Here is a 22,139-nt window from a genome sequence, read left to right as displayed (position 1 = left end):
GTTATCGAGGGAGCTGGCGCCTTTCATGCGTCTCGGATGCAGGAGCGCTACCGGCCGCAATATACCGAAATATGCAAGTAATGAGAAGGTTTTGCATTTGTGTTTGCAGATGGCGTCATGTGTAGAAGAGGCCATGCAGGAGAGGCCATGCAGGAAGGGCCATGTAAGGGAAGGACAGAGACGATGGGTTTCATGCAGCAAACTTCTCCCGGATACTCGGGTCTGAACAGCAGTCTTTCATCAGATGGAGAAGCTCATGACCAGTGTGCGCATATTGCAGCAGGGCACCATCCACTGCTTTCCCGCCGGACTGAAGGACAGTGATGGCAACCTCGTCAATGTCGAGGTATCGGCTGTGGCGTATGACGGCAAGAGCCTGATGCTGGCCAGTGACAAGCCGATCCCCGGAGAGGGACGTTCCGCCGTGTTCAAGCTGCCCCTCGACAGCAGCGGGCCGGACGACACCCGGCTGGAATACCTGACCCAGGCGAAGATCAAGCAGGCGGTGAAGTACGAGGATTTCGCACTGACCACCAATGGCCGGTACATGATTGCCACCACCGGCTTCGATCGTATCGACGATCACACCCACGACCTGAACGACTACAACCATCTGCTGGTCTGGCCGGTTGGTGAGCCGGAACAGGTGCAGGTGGTTGACCCCGATCCGCGTGACGGCGTGGAAGGATCACTGGAGCTGCGCCGCAAGATGACGGCTGCCGTGGGTGATCCCTACTACAAGATCGAAGGGCTGGCTGCCATTCCCAGCGACAAGGGCGATGGCCTGCTGCTGTTCGGCATTCGTGAGCAGGGCAGGGCGCACGACGACTTTACCTATCAGCGCCGCGTCATCGGCGCCCACTTCATCGTCAATGACAGCCACAACCTGGAATTCATCGATGCGTTGCACGATGTGTACAGCTTCGACCCCTGTGACCACGAAGGCGTGCGCTATGAGTGTGCCTTGTCGAGCATCGAGTACGACCCCTATCACGGCCAGATCTATCTGCTGACCAGCTTCGAGACCGAAATCGACGGCGAGGAAGTGATCGGTGGTTACCTGTGGGTGATGTCGCTGGAAGATTTCCATGCAGGCAAGGAGCCCACCCTGGTAACGCTGGAAGATGGCACGCCGCTGGAGTTCGAACACAAGGCGGAAGGCCTCGCGGTGCTGGATCGAGAACGGCTGTTCGTCGCCTACGACAACGACCGCAACCACCAGCTCGGCAGCGTCGACGACCGTGATGAGCGCCACTCCTGCGAAGCGCTGTACACCATCCTCGGCCTGGCATGAACCCGACGTGAGCTGAGAGGGGAGCCTGGTGCCTGGTGCAAGACAAGAAAAGTGACCGGATCATGACTCGACCACTGGAAGCACCAGGCCGCTTTGGGTATGATACTGCCCGCGTAGATTTGCCAGGTTGATCAACAGCCTGGCAACCATCGCCACCTTCCTCGCAAGACGGGCCTATAGCTCAGTTGGTTAGAGCAGGGGACTCATAATCCCTTGGTCGCTGGTTCGAGTCCAGCTGGGCCCACCAATAAAATCAGCATCTTACGAATTCTCTCTGGTGAGTCCCATAGTCCAAGGGTACAGTTTCGGTACAGTACCGATTCTTCAGCCTCCTGGAGATTTTCATGGCCACCATCGTCAAGACCCCCTCTGGTAGTTGGAAAGCCGTCATTCAGTGATACCAAGGTACTATCAACCCAACAGGCGTTAATTGCGGAGGCCGCACTCGTCAGAAAGCGCACCTAAGCCAACGGTTACCCCGAGATAGGTAGGGAAAGGTTGTCAGCGGTTGCTGCTTTCTGTCAGCACAGCACGTTTCGTCTTGGGCGCTGGAGTATGAGCGATGAGCTTACCCTTGACAGGCCTGCATAATGGCGCACGCTTCGGTCCAAGTGCCTCAAAGTGTAGAATGCTGACTCAATCATCAAGGCATGGTGCGCAGCCACAATCCCGTGGCAAGTCAGAAGAGTTATCAGAATGACCTTGAAAGAAAGCCAGATCGAGCAGAACTTGATCAGCAAGCTCGAAGAGCTTAAATATACCTACCGTCCCGACATTCGCGACAAAGTCGCGCTGGAGCGGAACTTCCGCGAGAAGTTCGAGGCACTTAACCGCGTCCGCCTAACGGATGCGGAGTTCTCCCGGCTGCGCGATGGAATCATCAACGCGGATGTTTTTCAGGCGGCAAAGACCTTGCGCGAATACGGCTACTTTCAGCGTGAGGATGGCACCCCGTTGCACTACATGCTGGTCAACCTTAAGGATTGGTGCAAAAACGATTTCGAGGTCATCAACCAACTGCGTATCAACACCGACAACAGTCACCACCGCTATGACGTGATCCTACTGATCAACGGTGTGCCTGTGGTGCAGATCGAGCTGAAAACCCTCGGCATCAATCCGCGCCGCGCGATGGAGCAGGTCGTCCAATACAAGAACGAGCCTGGCAATGGCTATGGCAACACGCTGCTGTGCTTCATGCAGTTGTTTATTGTCAGTAACCGAAGCAGCACCTATTACTTTGCCAACAACCACAATCAGCACTTTGCGTTCAATGCCGATGAGCGCTTTTTGCCTATTTATCAGCTGGCCGGCGAAGATAATACCAAAATCACCCATCTGGACGACTTTGCCGACAAGTTTCTCGCCAAATGCACTTTGAGTCAGATGATTAGCCGCTATATGGTACTGGTGGCCAGCGAGCAAAAACTGATGATCATGCGTCCTTACCAGATCTATGCGGTCAAGGCCATTGTCGAGTGCATCCAACAGAACCGGGGCAATGGCTACATCTGGCACACCACCGGCAGTGGCAAGACACTCACCTCCTTCAAGGCTTCTACCCTGCTCAAGGATACCCCAGACATTGAGAAATGCCTGTTTGTGGTGGACCGCAAGGATCTCGATCGTCAAACCCGCGAGGAGTTTAATCGATTTCAGGAAGGCTGCGTTGAGGAGAATACCAACACCGAAACTCTGGTGCGTCGCCTGCTCTCTGAGGACTACGCCGACAAGGTAATCGTTACCACCATCCAGAAGCTCGGCTTGGCGCTGGATGAAACCAGCAAAAAGGCCCAACAGCATAAGGAAAAGGGCCAGCTTACCTACAAAGAACGGCTGGAGCCTCTGCGCGACAAGCGTATCGTAATCATTTTTGACGAATGTCATCGCTCCCAGTTTGGTGACAATCACCAGGCCATCAAGGAATTTTTTCCTAGGGCTCAATTATTTGGCTTTACTGGCACTCCCATTTTTGACGACAACGCCAGCTATAAGCAGATCGACGGCACCGTTGGTTCTTACAAAACCACCAAAGACATCTTTGAAAAGCAACTACACGCCTACACCATCACTCACGCGATTGATGATAAAAACGTGTTGCGCTTCCATATTGACTATTTCAAGCCGGAAAGTCAGAAGAAAAAAGAGCAGGCCCAAGATAATAATAGCAAGGCAAAAGCGAACTCAAGGACCAAGCATGCGCTGACCCAGCAGGCCTCTGCAAGATTGATAGTGGACGCGATTCTGGAGAAGCACAATGCGGCCACCAATCAGCGCCGTTTCAACGCTATACTAGCCACGGCATCTATCAACGATGCCATTAGCTACTACCGGTTGTTCAAAGAGATTCAGGCCGAGCGCTATATCGAAGATCCGGATTATCAGTCGCTGAATGTCGCCTGCGTTTTTTCGCCGCCAGCTAACGGTAATAAGGATATCAAACAACTACAAGAAGATCTTCCCCAGGAGAAGGCTGACAACCAGCAAGAGCCGGAGCGGAAAAAGGCTGCGTTGCAAGAGATTATTTCCGACTACAATGCCCAGTACAGCAGCAATCACAATGTCAACGAGTTCGATCTTTACTATCAGGATGTGCAGCAGCGCATAAAGGAGCAGCAATATCGCAACAGTGATTATCCGCAGAAAAACAAAATCGACATTACGATAGTCGTAGACATGCTGCTTACCGGCTTCGACTCCAAGTACCTTAATACTCTGTACGTGGACAAGAATCTCAAGTACCACGGATTGATCCAGGCCTTCTCACGCACTAACCGCGTGCTCAATGACACCAAGCCCTATGGCAATGTCCTTGACTTTCGTGGGCAGGAGCAGTCCGTGGATGAAGCCATTGCGCTTTTCTCCGGCGAGGATACCGGCCGCTCTCGTGAAATCTGGCTGGTAGACCCAGCTCCCGCGGTGATTGAAAAATACGAAAAAGCCGTCATGGCCATGGAACAGTTTATGGCGCAACACGTTGAACCGAGTGATGAAAAGAGCGGCGTGGTTTTTGAACCTAAAGGCGTCTACAACCTTAAGGGCGATACCGCGCGCATTGAATTCATTAACCGCTTCAAGGAAGTCCAACGCCTGAAAACCCAGCTTGATCAATACACTGACCTGAGTGACGAACAAAAGGAAGCAATCAACACCCTCCTGCCGGAGGATGAGCTGCGTGCGTTGCGTGGCTCCTACCTGGAAACCGCCCAGCGTCTGAAAGAACAGCAAGGCAAAAGCGGTGATCAAGCAAGCGATGCACAGCAGGCCATCGAGCAACTGGATTTCGAGTTCGTGCTTTTTTCCTCCAGTCTGATTGACTACGACTACATCATGGGCCTAGTGGCCCGCTTCAGTCAGGAAGCTCCCGGCAAGCAAACCATGAGCCGCAGCCAGCTGATCAACCTGCTGGGCGCGAACAGTAACCTGATGGATGAACGCGACGATATCATCGCTTATATCAACACTCTGGAAGCAGGCAAGGGGCTGAGCGAACAAGCCATTCGCGAGGGCTACCAGATCTTCAGGTCCCAAAAGGCCCGGGATGAACTGAGTATTTTGGCCGAACGACATGGGCTAATACACGATGCCTTGCAAGCCTTTGTGGACGGTATTCTAAATCGGATGATCTTTGACGGTGAACAGTTAAGCGATTTATTTGAACCACTGGGACTGGGCTGGAAAGCGCGCAGCAAGGCCGAACTGGCACTGATGGAAGAATTGGTACCCTTTTTGAAAAAACAGGCTGGCGGACGTGAAATTTCAGGGTTGGCGGCGTATGAGTAGGGATATGAAGGACGAGAAGCAGACTTTGGTGCCTAGGCTGAGATTTCCCGAGTTCTCAGATGAGTGGGAATACAAAGAGCTTAAACCATTTCTAGAAAACTATTCGGAAAGAGTAGATGCTGCTGGAAATGATTTTCCTATTTATAGTTCCACAAGGACGGGGCTTAAGTTTCAAAAAGATTATTATGATGGGCGAGAGGTCCTGAATGAGGGCGAATACGGCATTGTCCCGGCGGGGTATTTTGTATATCGCCATATGAGTGATGATGCGACTTTTAAGTTCAATATAAATGGTACAGGGCATAGGATAGCTGTAAGCAAAGAATACCCGGTCTTTAAAACGTCGGGCTTGGATTCGCGATTTCTTCTTCACAAACTAAATGATGGTGAAGATTTTAAGCGGTTCGCGGAAGCTCAGAAAAAAGGCGGAACAAGAACTAGGCTCTACTTTAAAACGCTTTGTTCTTGGAGTGCTTTATTTCCAGAGCTTCCCGAACAAAAAAAAATCGCCGACTGCCTCTCGTCTCTCGACACATTGATCGCCTCCCATACGGAGAAGCTCGATGCTCTCAAGACCCACAAAAAAGGTCTAATGCAGCAGTTCTTCCCCCGCGAGGGTGAAAGCGTTCCCCGCCTGCGATTTCCCGAGTTTCAGGATGCGGAGGGGTGGAGGATTCGTGAGCTAGAGTCTTTGACGACGAAAGTTGGTAGTGGAATTACTCCACGAGGTGGAGATAAGAATTACAAGTCAGAAGGGCGACCGTTTATCAGAAGTCAAAATGTCGGGTGGGGTGAGTTGGTCTTAGACGACATTGTGTTCATTGATGAAGAAACCCACAAGTCTTTTGGTTCCACTGAAATCAAAGGTCTCGATGTCCTTCTCAATATAACGGGTGCGTCTATTGGGAGAAGCGCAATCGCTGATCTACGTATTTCTAGTGGGAATGTTAATCAGCATGTTTGTATCATTCGTACTAAACGGCGTGAGTTGAACCCCTTCTTTTTGAATCAATTCCTGTTGTCAGATCGTGGCCAAAACCAGATTGACAGTTTTCAGGCAGGAGGAAACCGGCAAGGGTTGAATTTTGGGCAAATTAGGTCCTTCAAAATTCCAATTCCATCGACTGAAGTAGAACAACAGAAAATCGCTGATTGCCTCTCGTCTTTCGATGCGTTGATCATCGCGCAGTCGGAAAAAATTGACGCCCTAAAGTTCCATAAAAAAGGATTGATGCAGCATCTCTTTCCAAGCCCTGAGGTAGTTGTATGAGCCTAGATGATATTGCAAAAGAAATTCAGGGAATGGATGAGAGTATTGTTCTCATTTATGCATTTAATGGTACAGGAAAAACTCAGCTTTCTGTTGCTTATAAGAATTACACTAAAGAGAGGAATGGTGGTCAGCATTCAGGTGTTTATTATAATGCTTACAGCGAGGATTTGTTTGTTTGGGATAATGATGAAGAAAACGATGGTGCCGATATCAGGCTGAAGATACTGCCAAGTCGTTTGAACCAGTTTCACAGCTTTATTTATGATGATGAAGATGCTGTGATGGAGAAGTTGGCCCAGTATAATCCGTGCTTTAGGTTTAGGTTAAACCCTTACGATGATCTTGAAAAGGGAATTGAGTCGGTCACGTTTTACAATGAGGGCGAAGAAGAAACTCCCATAAAAATTTCACGGGGAGAAGAGCGAATTTTTGTCTGGTGTTTTTTCCTTTCTTTACTAGACGTCGATGGTTGGGCTAACGAGCAGGACGCACATATTTTTATCGATGACCCGGTGTCTAGTCTAGATGATCATAATATTTTTCTGACAGCTGATACTTTATATCAGCTGGTTGAGCAGAGTTATAAGAAGAAGTCTATAATAATAACCACTCATCACATTGGGTTGTTTTCTATTCTAGCCAATCGTTTGACAGAAGGAGAAAAGAGTGGTCGATATAAAAATCTGACGGGGCTGCGTATTTTGAAGCGTACGGACGTAGGTGTAGTACTGGATGTACCACAACGAAATGTTTTCCTTTATCACCTTCATCTACTACAGGTGTTGAAGGAAGCAAGTGATAGACAGCTATACACCTATCACTTCTCCCTGTTGCGACAACTTTTGGAAAATGTTGCATCTTTTTTGGGTACTAGAGCTCCAGGATACACCTTGAGAAAAATTGGGATTGTAAATTCCGAAGAAGTTATGCATGTGATAAATATGCACTCACATAAGTCTGTGTATTATGACCAAACGGAAATGATGAGTGATCATGAGGCTGGTTTGTTTAAGGAAATATATAATAAACTGGTCGAAAAATTTCAATTTAAGTTTTGAATGAGAAATCCATGACCAAGGAACAACTCAACCAACTGGGAAAAACCCTCTGGGCTATCGCTGATGATCTGCGCGGGGCGATGAATGCCGACGATTTTCGCGACTATATGTTGTCATTTCTTTTTCTGCGCTACCTCTCCGATAACTACGAAGCGGCAGCCAGTAAAGAGCTGGGAGTGGATTACCCAAAACTGGATGGGGATGATCGGCGTGCACCACTTTCAGCTTGGTACACAGAAAATACTGAGGATGTTCCCGATTTTGAAAAGCAGATGCGCCGCAAGGTACACTATGTGATCCACCCGGATTACTTGTGGAGAAGTATCTACGAGCGCGCCCGAACCCAGAATGAAGATTTGTTGCAAACCTTGGAGCGGGGGTTTAAATATATCGAAAACGAATCCTTCGCTAGTACCTTTCAGGGCCTGTTTTCCGAGATCAATCTAAACTCGGAAAAGCTGGGTAGAACACCTGCTGACCGGAACAAAAAACTTAGTACTATAATAACAAAAATTGCTGAGGGAATTGCGAAATTTTCCACCGACAGTGACATTTTGGGCGATGCCTACGAATACTTAATCGGTCAGTTTGCTGCTGGTTCCGGCAAGAAGGCTGGGGAGTTCTACACCCCTCAATCGGTCTCCACCATTCTCTCGCGCATCGTCACTCTGGACAGCCAAGAGCCGGCCTCTGGCAAAAAGAAGAAGCTCAATGCGATACTGGATTTCGCCTGTGGTTCTGGTTCGCTGTTGCTCAATGTGCGCCATCAGATGGGGCCGCATGGCATCGGCATGATCTACGGGCAGGAAAAAAATATCACCACCTACAACCTTGCACGCATGAACATGCTGCTGCACGGAGTTAAGGATAACGAGTTCGGTATTCATCATGGCGATTCGCTGACTAACGACTGGAATCTTCTCAATGAGATGAATCCGGCCAAGAAGCTTCAGTGCGATGCAGTTGTCGCTAATCCACCTTTCAGCTACCGTTGGCAGCCCAGTGAAGCGTTAGGCGAGGACTTTCGCTTCAAAAGCTATGGCCTCGCGCCAAAATCAGCGGCGGACTTTGCCTTCCTGCTGCATGGTTTCCACTTCCTTGGTGATGAAGGCACCATGGCCATAATTCTTCCTCATGGCGTGCTTTTTCGTGGCGGTGTGGAACAGCGAATTCGCACCAAGTTACTAAAAGACGCTCACATCGATACTGTCATTGGGTTGCCTGCCAACCTATTCTTTTCTACCAGTATTCCAGTATGTATTCTGGTTCTGAAAAAGTGTAAAAAACCTGATGACGTGCTTTTTGTCAACGCTAGTGAGTGTTTTGAAAAAGGTAAGCGTCAAAATTCCTTACTGCCAGAGCATATCGATAAGATTGTCGATGCCTACCAATATCGCAAGGACGAGGAGCGCTATTCTCGGCGCGTAGGCATGGAGGAAATTGAGAAGAACGATTACAATCTCAATATTTCCCGCTATATCAGTACCGCCAAGCCTGAGCGGGAAGTCGATTTATCAGAGGTTCATAAAAAGCTAGAAGAAATTGAAATGCGAATAACAAAATCTTCCGAGGAACATAATGGTTTTCTCAAGGAGCTTGGCTTGCCCTTGATTTGAGGCTGGCATTCAGCAGACATCCACCAATAATTGAGTGAAAGTCTTCTTTCCACAGCTGTACCAAAGCTTGTGTAGCTGTGGGGAGGGACCACTTTGGAACACTTATAAATGAGGAACAGGGGAAACCATGACCCAAGGGCTCAGCATACGACTCTTTCTGGTGGACGGTACTCCCAATGGTCTGCTGACGGCGGAAATCATGAACTGGACTGGCCATGTGCTCACTGGGCCGCGTAGCAAGTTGAGTGAGTTAGTCCAGCGTCCTGAATGCGGCCGTACGGGTGTGTATTTCCTTGTTGGCTCGGACCCCGAGGGAGGTGCTCGCCCTTTGCTCTACGTTGGTGAAAGTGATGATGTGGGAAATCGGCTGAAGCAACACAACAGGCTTGAGGAGAAGGGCGGTAAGGACTTCTGGGAGAAGGTCTGTCTGGTTACCAGCAAGGACCAGAACCTTACCAAGGCTCATGTGAAGTATCTCGAGAGTTTGTTGATCAAGCATTCACTTGAGTCGGGGCGTTACAAGTTGGTCAATGGCACTGCGCATGACTATGTCGGACTACCCGAGTCAGACAAGGCGGATATGGCGTTCTTCCTTGAGCAGATCCGCACGGTGATGCCGGTGCTTGGGCTCGACTTTCTGCGTGAGCGGTCCACTTCACTGCGAATTTCCTCGGATGAGCCTGATTCACCAGTCGTCAGTACTCCCCGTTTTGTTGCAGAAGTTCCCAAGGTCAAGGCAAAAGCTTATGGGAAGGAAATCGATGGCGAATTCTATGTACTTGCTGGCTCCTTCGCTCGTGGCGAGTGGTCGGGTATCGATGGTGGCTACAAGACCTTGTACATGCAGCTGTGCGAGGAGGGAGTGTTGGTCGGCACGAATAATGGGTTAAAACAGTTCTCCACTGACTACGCCTTTTCCAGTCCTAGCGCTGCATCCGCGATAATTGTCGGGCGCAACTCTAACGGTCGTATCCATTGGAAAGTTGAAAGTTCGGGACATACTTACGCTGCTTGGCAGGACCAACAAGTCAGCGCCGTCACGACGCATGTTGAGGGTAGCATGCAGGATTGATTTGTCTGGCTTCGCATTAACTGATCAATCATTGACTACTGCTGGAAGCCATCAGCAACGTACTACCTGCTAAGGGTAGATGTTCACTATGACCGACAGCGGAAGGGGGGAGTCGAAGCGGTTTGACTCAAATGATGAAATCTTCGCGATGGTTGGGGCAGTTCAGAGCAGCAGAGCAGGCATGCCGGGCGAAGATGGAGAAGAATGCGGAGAAATATCCCGCCGACCAAGTGAAGGGAAGTGCGAAAAAGTACACGCACTATCAGGATTAATGAGATTTGCGGTCGCTTCGCTTTCTGTCGCGATTTCCTCAGCTTGGTGTTGTCCCTCAAGCTGCCGTCCCGCTACAACGTTGCGCCGGGCACCTGGATGTGAACGCGGCGCGCCGAAGTTGACCAGTTGGCCCTGCAACCGTTGCGGTGGGGCTATCCCTTGGCTCGAGCAGGGCCGGAGACGCAGCTGAAGGTTTAAATTCTGTTCTAAAAGCGGCCTTGAATGGCGATTTTGTTCTTGAAGATAAACCAACATGGTTTATTCTTCACTCTGAAGACGGAATTTAAGGCCGCTTTTTAACGTGAAAATAAACCAGCTGCTACACAAGATCCCGTATGGCGCCGTCGTGACGACCGCCTGGCTGGCGTCACACGGCGTCACATCTGATCAGGCGCGTAAGCTGGCCAGCAGTGGCTGGCTGCAACGCGTGGGGCACGGCGCCTACTGCCAAGCGGGGGAGCCTCTTACCTGGGAGAGCGCTGTGTTCGCCCTGCAGGCGAGCGACGGCTCGGGGATGCCACCATTTTGGCCGGGTGGCCAGACGGCCCTGGCACTGCATGGCTTTGCCCACTATCTGCCCATGGGGGAGCGCACGACGCATCTGCATGGCAAGGAGGCCACTCGGCTGCCCCGATGGTTGAGTGACGCCGAGTGGGTAGGGCAGATGGTGCTCCACTCTGAAAAGGGCCTGCCAGCGCAGCTTCCCGGCAGCTTTACGGACTACGCGCCGGATGGCAGGGGCTTCAGTTTGCAGGTATCGACCCCAGAGCGAGCGGTCCTGGAGTGGATCGCCGTAACGTCGAATGAGCTGCTGTTCAGCAGTGAGCTGGTGGACACCTTCGGCGGGCTTAACACGCTGCGCCCGCGCCGGCTGCAGGCATTGCTCGAGGGGTGCCGTTCGGTGAGAACCAAGCGGGCCTTCCTGGTGCTGGCTCGCCACGCCGGGCATGCCTGGTACGGTCGTCTGGAACCACGCCGACTGGACCTCGGCAAAGGCAAGCGGCAGCTCTACCAGGGCGGCAAGCTGGACAGGGAATATCACGTGACGGTGCCGGAGGCGTTCCTGCATGCCTATTGACGCTCGCTACCACGAACAGGTCAGGCTGCTGTTCTCGCTGCTGCCATTCCTCAATGACGAGCCGTGCTTCGCCCTGAAGGGCGGTACGGCCATCAACCTCTTCGTGCAGCCGTTTCCGCGTTTATCGGTCGATATCGACCTGGCCTACCTGCCGCTAGAACCCCGTGACGAAGCACTACAGCGCTGTCGCGAGGCGCTGCAGCGACTGGCACAGGCCTTCAGTGCTCGACTGCGAGGCGTGCAGGCCGAGCTTCAGGATAATCGCCGAGACGAGCTGAGGATCCTGGTGCGCCGAGGGCGTAGCCAAGTGAAGGTAGAGGTATCGCCGGTACTGCGTGGCACTCTTCACCCGCCTCAGGAGCGCGATGCCGTTGAAGCCGTGGAGGACGAGTACGGCTTTGCTGCGGTGCAGGTGGTGTCACTTCCGGACCTGTATGGCGGCAAGATCTGCGCAGCGCTGGACCGCCAGCACCCCAGAGATCTCTTCGATGTGAAGCTGCTGCTGAACCAGGGCGGCCTGGATCGAAGCGTATTCGAAGGCTTCCTGGTCTATCTGCTGGGACATCCCAGACCCTTGAACGAAGTGATCAACCCGCGACTAAAACCGCTGGACGACGTCTACCGACAGGAGTTTGTCGGAATGGCCAGAGTTGACCTTCCTTTGCAGGAGCTGGAGAGCGTCCGCGATGAGCTGCTGTCGCGGCTGGGGCAGCTAATGACCGATGAGGACGTTCGCTTCCTGATGTCCTTCAAGCAGGGAGCGCCTGACTGGGCGCTGCTTCCGCTGCAGGGCGTTGATCGGCTGCCTGCCGTGCGCTGGAAGCTCGCCAACATCCAGAGGATGGGGGCTGACAAGCACCATCGGTCACTGGGCCTGCTTGAGCAGGCCTTAGGCAGGCTTCGCGAATAATGGCTGGGACCCCGGTGATACAGCGGCGTAAGTAGACTTCTCCTGTTATCCCTGAAGCGCTAGGCTGTTACGCATAATTACGCCAGGCGCAGGGGGTGACATGGCGAACAGCGGGGAAGCTCTGTTCCAGCGGGACATCATCGAGGCCATAAGGGCCTATGGCTGGGAGGTCGGCATAGCCGGCGGCTGCGAACATACGGGGGAGGAGGTCAGCGAGCGGGATCTCACCCACTATTACCTCACCAAGCACAATGAGAAGCGCCTGCGTTTAGAAGGGGCTGAAGGCGACTACGGCCTCACCCCGGTCAGCGAGGTGGGCTCCGGCAAGCCCCACGACCCGGAGAAGCAGCGCCTGGCCAAGATTATCGACCGACTTGACGACCTCTACGGCTACGGCGCCGAGGTCAGCGACGACGACAAGCTGCACTTCACCAACGGCATTGTCGAGCGCGACGAAGCGGTCATGATCCAGGTGCAAAACCACAGCGAAGACCAGGTAATGCACGGCCTGTTCCCGAAGAAGGTTACCGACGCCGTGCTCGACGCCCTCAGCGACCAAGAGAAACTCAGCATGCCGCTGCTGGAGAATGATGAGTCAGGAAGGGAGTGTATGTTCTTGATGCTGAAGTTGTTCGCGGGGAAGTCGAGCTGTGACTTACGTTGTCAAAAGTAACCTAAAGATGATGAAAGATGACGACTTCAAAGAACTTATGCCAAACCCGCAGAGAGGATTATATGGCTCTGACCATGTGATTGCGGGCATCCCTATCCCAAAAACGCAAAGGGTGAAATTGTTTGATGAAGATACATGGGAAGAGTTTACTGAAGAGTGGGCTTCGTCTATTAAAAGTTCGTATTATCGGGTAAGACGCTTTGCTGGTGCAGGGGACCAAGGGTTAGATGTTGTAGGGTTCGTGACTTCTACCCAGTTCAGTGATGGGTGGGATAACTATCAATGCAAATTTTATGACCATCCGCTCACCCCTTCCGACGTTTGGGTTGAGTTTGGAAAGGTTATATATTTTTCCTTCCGAGGGGGCTTTCCATCTCCTCGCAAGTACTATTTTGTTGCGCCGCGGCAAGTAGGGACAAAGCTAGGTAAGCTTCTTTCAGATGCACCAAGTTTAAAAGAGGCGTTAAAAGAAAATTGGGGTAAATATTGTGAAAACGGTATTACATCTACAGATAAGGTAAAGCTTGAGGGCGAACTTCTTAAATATTTAGAAGGATTTGATTTTACCATTTTTGATACAGTCTCTCTCGTCCAGATGATTGAGCAGCATGCTACCACACCCTACCATGCTGTGAGGTTTGGCGGTGGGCTTGGTCTCCGACCGCAGCCTGAGATCCCACCAGAAGACACTGTATCTCTTGATCATCGATATGTGCGACAACTTCTTGTCGTTTATGCTCAATCTATTGGTGAGAACCAAAAAATACCGGACTTATCTTTGTTAGATAAGGACCAAAGAATACGGAACAATTTCCAAAGGCAACGAGAAAGTTTTTATCATGCTGAATCTTTGCGAAGCTTTTCTCGAGATACGGTTCCCCCCGGCGTTTTTGAGGCTCTTCAAAATGACATTTATGATGGGGTCGTGGACGTGTGTGAATCCCAACATGAAAGCGGCATGGATAAGCTAAGCTCTACACTTTCCCAGGCTGCAACTGTGGCTGTTAATGCTAGTCCATTAATGAGTGTGACCCGCGTGCGTGATAAACAAGGGATATGCCACCAGTTAGTCAATGACGAAAAGCTAAACTGGAGTGAAGATGATGGATGAGCAGAAAAAGGCAAGTGTCAATATATTTAATAGTGCATTAGAAACAGGGGTTCGCTCGCTAATAATTCTTGTGGCTAATTTTCCTACAGCCTTGGATTTGCAGAGACTTGTGGATTTCGATTATTTGGTTGTCCATTCAGGCGATGTTGACGGCCCAGCGAGTCTTCACCCACCGATTCCAATGAGAGAGGGTGAGCTTCTTATAAGGAGAAATGTTATCGAATCCGGTCTTTCATTAATGATGAGCCGGGGGCTGATTTGTAGAATTGCTTCTTCCGAGGGTATAGCTTACCAAGCTAGCGACTACGCTAAACCATTCATTGATTCACTCGAAACGCCATATGTGCGTGCTCTGCTGGATAGGGCGAACTGGGTTGCGGATGCATTTGGTAATACAGATACAACAGATGTTAATAAGGTGATCAGCAGTTTTTTTGACAAATGGACTACCCAGTTTCACCCACCACAAGGTTTAGGTGGCTAACGATATGCATGAAAAAATTCAATTAAGAAATGTTACCTTTTTGGGGGTCGTGGTCGAGCCAGCCTCAATTTCTTTCAATCAAGGATTGAATGTTGTTTGTGGCGCATCTGATACGGGTAAATCCTTCCTTGTTGAGGCTATAGACTTCCTCTTGGGAGGAAAGGATTTGAGAAGAATCCCTGAACTTGATGGATACGACAGAGCCCGTATAGCAATCCAGTCTTCCAAAAATGGCGCTTGGACTTTTGAGCGGAGCATTGACGGCGGAAACTATCGCGTGTACGAGGGTGTCATCGGCGCACGAACTGACATTGAAGATAGTGGCAAGATAAATGTCAAACATGCGGCTGGTAGAGAGGATAATATTTCAGGCTGGCTTCTCGGCGCAATTGATGTATTAAATAAATCATTGAGAAAGAACGCGCGAGGAGAATGCCGGTCTCTTAGCTTTCGTGATATAGCTAGAATGATTATCGTCAATGAGCAGGAGATTATTCGCCAAGACTCACCGTTTTTAACGGGGCAGTATGTTACCAAAACTTCTGAGAAGTCTGCGTTAAAATTTATGCTCACTGGTACGGATGATGGCGCGGTAGTTTCAACAGATATTCGTAAGCAATCTGAAGCTAATGAAATGGCGAAAGCAGAGCTTCTAGATCAATGGATAATTGATCTAGAAGATGAAATAGCTCAGCATGGTTTCAGCCGTAAAGAGCTTGAGGAACAGCTCGAAAAGCTGGATGTCTCCATTTCATCCAGCAAGCAACAACTTCAATTGGCTCAGACACATCTAAATGAAATGACAACCCGTAGGCGGGAGATTGTTAGGTGCCGCGAGAAGATCAAGGATAGAATAGATGATATTAACAATATGCTTGAGCGTTTCTCTTTGCTAAGGGCTCAATATGTTTCAGACTTACAGCGCTTGATGGCTATTGAAGAGTCTGGGTCGCTATTTGTACATTATGAGCGTAAACCTTGTCCACTTTGCGGTGCTTCACCTGATGCACAGCATAGTGATAATGAATGTGTCGGTGACGTTGAATCTATCGTTATTGCTGCCGCTGCCGAAATGGAGAAGCTTAAAAGGCTGGCAAGCGACCTCGACTCTACTGTCTCTGGATTACGAGATGAATCAGTTAGACTAGCAGAGGAGTTGGTTGATGTTGAGGATGAGTTTTCTGAAGTCGACGGTGAAATAAAAAGCGCTATTGCTCCAGAACTTTCAGGTATGCAGTCAGATTATTCGGAATATGTAGATGCGAGAAGCAGGGTTACGTCCAACCTCTCGCTGTTCTCAAGGTTAGATAAAGTTTATGCGAAAAAAGAAGAGTTGTTCGGCGATACAGATAAATCCGAAGCTGATGATCCGAAGCTTGCTGCGAAGCTACCCACGAAGACTTTACATGATTTTTCAAAAACAGTAGAGAATATATTGACCTCATGGGACTTTCCTGATGCTGGAAGCGTACATTTCGATGAGACAATAATGGACTTTGTTATCAATGGTAAAATTCGTGGTAACAGAGGGAAGGGGCTGAGAGCAATAACTCACGCAGCGGCAACATTAGGGTTGCTGGAGTTCTGTAAAGAGTACTCGCTCCCTCACCCAGGATTTGTGGTACTAGATTCACCACTGCTTGCCTATTATAAGCCTGAGGGTGAAGATGACAGCTTGCAGGGATCTTCTTTGAAACAAAAGTTTTATAAGTACCTGATAGAAGAGCATTCTGATAGTCAGGTAGTGATCATCGAAAATGAACATCCTCCTGAGGCTTTTGAGGATCAGCTTGATTTAACCGTATTCACCAAGAATCCCCAGCAAGGGCGTTTTGGTCTGCTTGCTGTGCATTAGGAATAGTTTAAAAATTAATGGATATTTTTTATAAAAATATATTGGTCGGCTTTTATTTTGCGAGGAAGAACTGTGGCGCTATAATTTTTAAATGTGCGTTCATATTAAAGTGGAGGCCGGATACGCCTCTTAATTATCTGTATAGGCGGATGTCTACATTCTATAAGGGATGCTATGATTGATGTGTTAGATTTTCTTAATCTTGGCAAATGGGCCGCTGTGGTTTTGGTCGTCGTTGTTTTATGGCGATGGGTGTTTAAAGATTTTTCAGAAAAATGGTTTCAGAATAAACTCGATCTTCGAAAACAAGAGGTTGAGTCGGCCCTTCAGATTCAAAAAGATATCGCTATCCGTGAGGCAGAGTTTCAGAAGATAAAGCTGGAGAGAGTTTTGCCGCTTCTGGAAACTATGAACTCTGTTATTTCAGAACACAAATTGATGAATAACTCGTATGCTATCTTGGATAGCGAATAAGGCTGGGATTCCTGAGGGTTTTGAAAAGAAGAGAGTTGATTTGGATGGACAGCTTCTAAAATCTCTTTATGCTTCAGATATATATTTGCCAAACCAGCTTAGAGAAGTGGTTCGTCAGATTAGAAAGATAGTAAGTTGTTCGTGGAAAGATCCATCCTCTATATACTACCTTTTGCTAGAGAAAGGAGGTGTCAGCTGTGTCTATGATGTCTGTAATGATACCAATGATGTCTATGGTGACTTACTAAATTGTTTTTATGATATGTGCAATAAGTATTTAGGAGCGAATGGGGATGATCAAAGTTATATTGACATATTAAATCGTCATGGTTTTTCTAGTGATGTAAAACCTATAAGCCAAAATTCGGCGCAACGCTTCCTTTGGAGCTATATTCTTGTCCATGAATATGTAAGTGGTGAGGAGAGATCAGAAGCGCTTGCTCAAATAGAGCGCGAATATAAGGCGTAAAAAATTGAGGCTTGCTTTATCAAGGTTAGGCACAGTTATATTTTTGATTTCTAATTTTTCTTGGCTATATTGTTTCTTCTATTAGCAGATAAATATATCAGGGAAATATAAATTACCGCTCTTTGCCGTAAGCGGTCAGCATGCCTTTGAGAGAAGCAACCTTGCGCCCCTCAGAGGCATGTTGCTCGAGAGAGTGGTGGTCCCCAAACGGTACACCAGCGGTACACACACCAGCTTCGTGTGCTATCCTTAGCTTTCGCTAAGTTACTGATTCCAAAGAACTGTACCTTTCGCACGATTACGGTCGCTTTCCCTTGTGTATCAGGAGCTTATTGATTTAAAAGCGAACTCATAATCCCTTGGTCGCTGGTTCGAGTCCAACTGGGCCCACCAATGACGTCAGTCAGCTACCCTTCCTGAATATACTCACCTCCCAAGCGCTGCTCATAGTGCATTCTCGGCACCGAGACACGGTGATACGGCTACTCATCACGGCCACATGCCGATGCGGTTCGAGAGGGACTGCGCAACCTCCCCAATAGTTTCCAGGTCTTCGAGCATGCGTTTCCTGCTTCGGCTCGCGTGCGATCTTCATGGCCCTTGTGCTGCTTGCCGTCGAGCGGTAGTCCGGCTAATCCCAGTCATGGGATGAATCTCGGGGCGATTCACTGGAATAATTTCGTTTGTAATCAATGGTTTATTGTTTTTCAGTGGTGCAGAGATATGATGGCAACTTGGATGCATCGAATTGACTGTGAGAGCAGTTGAATTCATAATTCATGTATCACTAAAAACTTCACGGCGAAATCGCTGATTGTTTTCTTTCAATGCAAGCCTTCCACAAAATCGGGGTGCTTTCCTATGGACAAGATCAGGCAGAACACCTTGCATGGTGAGGTCGCCGAGCGGATTCGAAACATGATTTCCCAGGGGACTCTGGTCCCTGGTAGTCGTGTCCCGGAGAAAGCATTGTGTGAGCAGTTCGGGGTGTCTCGAACGCCACTGAGAGAGGCCCTCAAGGTCCTGGCTCATGAAGGCTTTGTTGAGCTCTTACCGAATCGTGGCGCACGGGTAGCCAAGTTAACCAAGGCAACACTCAAGAACACTTTCGAGGTCATGCAGAGCCTCGAGGCGCTAGCTGGCGAACTGGCTGGACAGCGAATTACCGAGGAGGAACTGACCAACATCGAGGCGCTCCATTACCAGATGTTGTCACACTACAAGAGTGGCAATATGTCGGAGTACTTGTTGGTCAATCAGCAGATTCATGAGGCTATCGTTGTGGCCTCTCAGAACGACGTACTCATCGACGTCTACAAGAATCTCAACCATCGTGTGCGGCGGGTGCGTTTCACCGCTGAGCTGAGCAATGACTACTGGTCTCAGGCGGTTAGTGAGCACGAGTCCATGGTCGAGGCGCTACGGGCCCGCGACGGCGCTACCCTCGGGGCGATTCTTCGCCGCCACCTGCGCAACAAGGTGGAGATGTCGGCGCTGGAGGAAATGGCCGAATAACCCTCTACATACCAGGTTACCACCTGTTCAGCGCATCAAGTGCCGAGCAGGTGATAACTGCCTTCATGTGCTTTCCAGGGACACATTCATACGATAGAAACGCACGGCATTGTCGTGAAATAGCTTGAGTCTTTCTGACTCGCTGAAGGACTCGGTGATGGTCATGAAACCCTCGAAGAGGGTGGAGAAGGAAGCGACCAGGCTATCGACCGGAAAATTGCTGGCAAACATGCAGCGTTCCACGCCGAAGCAGTCGATCGTCTCGAGCACGACGCGTCGATTCAGTTCTACCGTCCAGGGCGAACCGGGAACACCGATACCGGAGATTTTCACCGCAACATTGGGTTGCCGGGCTACTGCCGACATGGCTTCTCGCCACCCCCGCAAACCTGCCTCGCTGCGATCCGCAGGAAGTCCGGTATGATTGATGATGATCTGGATGTCCGGATGGCTCGCGGCGAGGTCGGCCGCTTCATGGAAGTGCCACCATGGGCTCTGCAGGTCGAAGGAGAGGCCATGGGCGGCCAGTCGAGCGAAGCCGCGGCGCCAGGTCGGATCACTCATGGATCCCGGGGCGCCGGTCTCCACTTCGTTGGGTGATGGCGCGGCTCGGGGCTTATGGCGAATACCGCGGACTCGTGAATAGCCACAGTGGGCTGCCAATATGTCTTCGACATCCGGCTGGTCGAGGCGTGCCTGGGCCACCATCACGCTGGGCAGCCCCTCTCGTTCAGCCAGTTCATGGACCCAGTGGGTTTCCTGCACGGGTGTCTCGGGATTCCACTCCGTCTCGATGAACACCGACCCAACCACTCGATAGTCTGCCGTGTCGCGCCGGTAATCCTCAGGCAGGTAGTTGTGCCGGATGGCACTGTAATCGCCATAGCGAAACGGAATCATTGGCTCGTCACAGAGCCATGGCAAATAGTTACGCTCAAGGTCCCAGAAGTGCTGGTGAGCATCAATGATGGGAAGTGACTTCATGACGTGCGCTCCGGCGTGACACCTTCCAGAAGCGACACGATGGCGGCGCCATCCAGCTCTCCCTTGCCCTGGGAAACCAGCATGCTGTAGAGGGAGTTGGCGGTACCTGCCATGGGCATGGAAACATTCAAGGCATTGGCGGCGTCCTGCAGCATATGCAGGTCCTTGAGAATCTGCCGGGCATAGCCACGCGGTTCGAAGTCGTTCTCGACCATGCGGGGCAGGAGGTCGTTGAGCAGATTGCTGCCGGCATAGCCCGAGGAGAGGGCATCGGGAATCTTGCTGACATCGATACCGAAACGGTTACCGAGGTTACAGGCTTCGGCGATCACGCAGTAGTTGGAGAGCACCAGCGCCTGGTTGATCAATTTGGTGGCTTGTCCTGCGCCGACCTCACCCATGCGCGTGCATTTTCCCAGGGTGCTCATCAAGGGTTGGATCGCCTCGATGGCGGCCTGATCTCCACCGGCCATGATGGCCAGGCGTCCCTCGGCGGCGGCACCGGGTCCACCTGAAACCGGGGCGTCGACAAATTGCATGCCGGTCCGCTCCATCAAGGTCTTTGCCAGGCGTCTGGTGGTCTCGAGTTCCGTCGTGGAGTGGTCAATCACGGTCTTGCCCTGGCCCTGGGTGACCTCGATGAGGCCTCCCTCACCGAGGAGGACCGCTTCCACGGCAGTCGTGGAGATCACACACACTTGAATGATGTCGGCACGCTCGGCGACCTGGGCCGGCGATTCGGCAATGTCGACGCCCCGGGCTCTTGCGGCCTGGCAGCAGGTGTCGTCGATGTCGTAGCCGATGACCGAATAGCCACTTTCGACGAGGCGCGAGGTGAAGCCAGCCCCCATCTTGCCGAGGCCGATAAAACCGATAATTGGCGTGTTTGTCATTGTATTACTCCTTCATGCAAGGCTGACCATTGGTTGGGGTCACACGACTTAGCGCAGGAAGCTTGGCAGCCACAGCACCAGATCAGTCGAGAAGGTAATGATGGCCAGAGTGATCAGCAGGGGGATGTAGAAGGGCATCAGCGCTTTCAACAGCTGACGCAGTGAAACCTGGGCGATCGATGACACGAGGAACAGGGACAGGCCCATTGGTGGGGTCAGTAACCCGATCATCAGATTGAAGATGGCAACGATGCCCAGATGTACGGGGTCGACACCTGCAAGCACCATGGGGGGCGCCACGATAGGCACGATCAACAGGGTCGCGGTGGTCGAATCAAGGAAGATACCGGCGACAAAGAATATCAGGTTGGCGATGAGCAGCAGCATGAGTGGGTCTTGGGATATCTGCAGTATGAATGCAGCAAACTGCTGAGGAATCTGCTCGACGGACAGGATCCAGCCAAACATCGAGGCGGCGGCCACGATGATCAGTATCGCGCTTGTTGTCTTCAGTGTGGCCATCATCGAGTTTATCAAGTGTGACCAGGTCAGCTCCCTGTAGAAGAGTGAGCTGACCAACAACACATAGGCAGCGGTAACTGCCGCGGCTTCCGTCGGGGTAAACAGGCCCAACAGCATGCCCGAGATCATCAACGAGGGGGCCAGAAGGGCTGGCAGGGCGGGTAGGAACGAGTGATAGAGCTCTCTGGCCGTAGGTAGCCTCGGGGCGCGAGGCATCTTGTGCTTGATGGCCAGAATTGCCGCGGTGATCATGAGTAGTGCTGTGCAGATCAAGGCCGGAACGATCCCGGCGAGAAGCAGCTGCACGATAGAGACGCTGGTGACGGACCCATAGACGATCAACGGAATACTAGGAGGGAATATTGGCCCCACGACGGCTGATGAGGCCGTGACCGCTGCGGAGAAGGGAGCCCCGTAACCCCGTTTCTTCATGGCTTCGATTTCTATCTTTCCCAGCCCGCCCACATCGGCAAGAGATGCGCCTGACATGCCCGAGAATATCAGGCTCGAGAAGATATTGACCTGTGCCAACCCTCCTGGGGCCCTGCCAACCAGTGTATTGGCAAAATGGAAAATTCTGTCGGTGATGCCGGACTGGTTCATCAAGTTCCCGACAAAGATGAAGATGGGCACAGCAACCAATGGAAAACTATCGAGAGAATAGGTGATCCGCTGACCGAGAAGTCCCACCGGAAACCCTTCGATGAGAACATAGACCACGGAAGGGATGAGAATGGCATAAACGACAGGGAACCCAAGCAGGAAAAATACTAAAAAGAACGCCAGTATCATGAAGCCCATT

At 50.8% G+C, this 22,139-nt stretch carries 18 protein-coding genes and 1 tRNA gene; 16 read left to right on the top strand and 3 right to left on the bottom strand.

All coding sequences use genetic code 11. The features are described 5' to 3' along the window. The first annotated feature begins 256 nt into the window (after positions 1-256). The 16 genes from BUE38_RS06075 (at position 257) to BUE38_RS06005 (ending at position 18,938) form a co-directional block, all read left to right on the top strand. Entirely contained in the window at positions 257-1,294 is a 1,038-nt protein-coding gene (locus BUE38_RS06075) for a hypothetical protein (protein ID WP_073434115.1), read from the top strand. A 170-nt stretch (positions 1,295-1,464) separates the two neighbouring features. Further along, a tRNA-Ile gene (locus tag BUE38_RS06070) sits at positions 1,465-1,541 on the top strand. A gap of 449 nt (positions 1,542-1,990) precedes the next feature. Further along, positions 1,991-5,077: a type I restriction endonuclease subunit R gene (locus BUE38_RS06065; protein ID WP_073434114.1), complete on the top strand. Its 3,087-nt coding sequence runs from the start codon at positions 1,991-1,993 to the stop codon at positions 5,075-5,077. A 4-nt stretch (positions 5,078-5,081) separates the two neighbouring features. Further along, complete coding sequence (locus BUE38_RS06060; protein WP_200802147.1) at positions 5,082-6,347, top strand: restriction endonuclease subunit S; 1,266 nt, start codon at positions 5,082-5,084, stop codon at positions 6,345-6,347. Continuing rightward, positions 6,344-7,408 (top strand): AAA family ATPase, encoded by a 1,065-nt coding sequence (locus BUE38_RS06055; protein WP_073434113.1) that lies wholly within the window; start codon positions 6,344-6,346, stop codon positions 7,406-7,408. The genes BUE38_RS06060 and BUE38_RS06055 overlap by 4 nt, the downstream gene beginning before the upstream one ends. Before the next feature lie 11 nt (positions 7,409-7,419). Then, a complete protein-coding gene (locus BUE38_RS06050; protein ID WP_073434112.1) occupies positions 7,420-9,024 on the top strand; it encodes a type I restriction-modification system subunit M in 1,605 nt (534 codons plus the stop codon). A 127-nt stretch (positions 9,025-9,151) separates the two neighbouring features. Beyond that, positions 9,152-10,096 carry a GIY-YIG nuclease family protein gene (locus tag BUE38_RS06045; RefSeq protein ID WP_073434111.1) on the top strand — a complete coding sequence of 315 codons (945 nt, stop codon included), beginning with the start codon at positions 9,152-9,154 and terminating at the stop codon, positions 10,094-10,096. 574 nt (positions 10,097-10,670) lie between these two features. Then, entirely contained in the window at positions 10,671-11,447 is a 777-nt protein-coding gene (locus tag BUE38_RS06040; protein ID WP_073434110.1) for a type IV toxin-antitoxin system AbiEi family antitoxin domain-containing protein, read from the top strand. Continuing rightward, positions 11,437-12,357, top strand: a complete 921-nt coding sequence (locus BUE38_RS06035; protein WP_073434109.1) for a nucleotidyl transferase AbiEii/AbiGii toxin family protein — start codon at positions 11,437-11,439, stop codon at positions 12,355-12,357. Before BUE38_RS06040 ends, BUE38_RS06035 begins: the two co-directional genes overlap by 11 nt. 100 nt (positions 12,358-12,457) lie before the next feature. Then, positions 12,458-13,030: a hypothetical protein gene (locus BUE38_RS06030; protein ID WP_073434108.1), complete on the top strand. Its 573-nt coding sequence runs from the start codon at positions 12,458-12,460 to the stop codon at positions 13,028-13,030. A gap of 7 nt (positions 13,031-13,037) precedes the next feature. After that, on the top strand, positions 13,038-14,141 hold the full coding sequence (locus BUE38_RS06025) for an ABC-three component system protein (protein WP_073434107.1): 1,104 nt from the start codon (positions 13,038-13,040) through the stop codon (positions 14,139-14,141). Then, positions 14,131-14,625, top strand: coding sequence for an ABC-three component system middle component 2 (locus tag BUE38_RS06020; protein WP_073434106.1), 495 nt, complete (start codon positions 14,131-14,133; stop codon positions 14,623-14,625). Before BUE38_RS06025 ends, BUE38_RS06020 begins: the two co-directional genes overlap by 11 nt. Positions 14,626-14,629: 4 nt before the next feature. Next, entirely contained in the window at positions 14,630-16,480 is a 1,851-nt protein-coding gene (locus BUE38_RS06015) for an AAA family ATPase (RefSeq protein WP_073434201.1), read from the top strand. A 174-nt stretch (positions 16,481-16,654) separates the two neighbouring features. Next, entirely contained in the window at positions 16,655-16,954 is a 300-nt protein-coding gene (locus tag BUE38_RS06010; protein WP_073434105.1) for a hypothetical protein, read from the top strand. After that, positions 16,932-17,423: a hypothetical protein gene (locus tag BUE38_RS22425; protein ID WP_143166209.1), complete on the top strand. Its 492-nt coding sequence runs from the start codon at positions 16,932-16,934 to the stop codon at positions 17,421-17,423. Before BUE38_RS06010 ends, BUE38_RS22425 begins: the two co-directional genes overlap by 23 nt. 861 nt (positions 17,424-18,284) lie before the next feature. After that, a complete protein-coding gene (locus tag BUE38_RS06005; RefSeq protein WP_073434104.1) occupies positions 18,285-18,938 on the top strand; it encodes a GntR family transcriptional regulator in 654 nt (217 codons plus the stop codon). Positions 18,939-19,001: 63 nt separating this feature from the next. On the opposite strand, the gene BUE38_RS06000 is transcribed toward BUE38_RS06005, so the two are convergent. From BUE38_RS06000 to BUE38_RS05990, 3 genes are read right to left on the bottom strand one after another with little or no spacing between them, the layout of a single operon-like run. Then, positions 19,002-19,922, bottom strand: coding sequence for an amidohydrolase family protein (locus tag BUE38_RS06000; RefSeq protein WP_073434103.1), 921 nt, complete (start codon positions 19,920-19,922; stop codon positions 19,002-19,004). Further along, positions 19,919-20,815 (bottom strand): NAD(P)-dependent oxidoreductase, encoded by an 897-nt coding sequence (locus BUE38_RS05995; RefSeq protein WP_073434102.1) that lies wholly within the window; start codon positions 20,813-20,815, stop codon positions 19,919-19,921. Before BUE38_RS05995 ends, BUE38_RS06000 begins: the two co-directional genes overlap by 4 nt. Before the next feature lie 48 nt (positions 20,816-20,863). After that, positions 20,864-22,138 (bottom strand): TRAP transporter large permease, encoded by a 1,275-nt coding sequence (locus tag BUE38_RS05990; protein WP_073434101.1) that lies wholly within the window; start codon positions 22,136-22,138, stop codon positions 20,864-20,866. Position 22,139: the final 1 nt, after the last annotated feature.

The sequence above is a fragment of the Halomonas cupida genome (assembly GCF_900142755.1).
GTDB classification, from domain to species: domain Bacteria; phylum Pseudomonadota; class Gammaproteobacteria; order Pseudomonadales; family Halomonadaceae; genus Halomonas; species Halomonas cupida.
The sequence above is the reverse complement of the archived record's forward strand: the minus strand, read 5'-3'. Positions and strand labels throughout refer to the sequence as shown.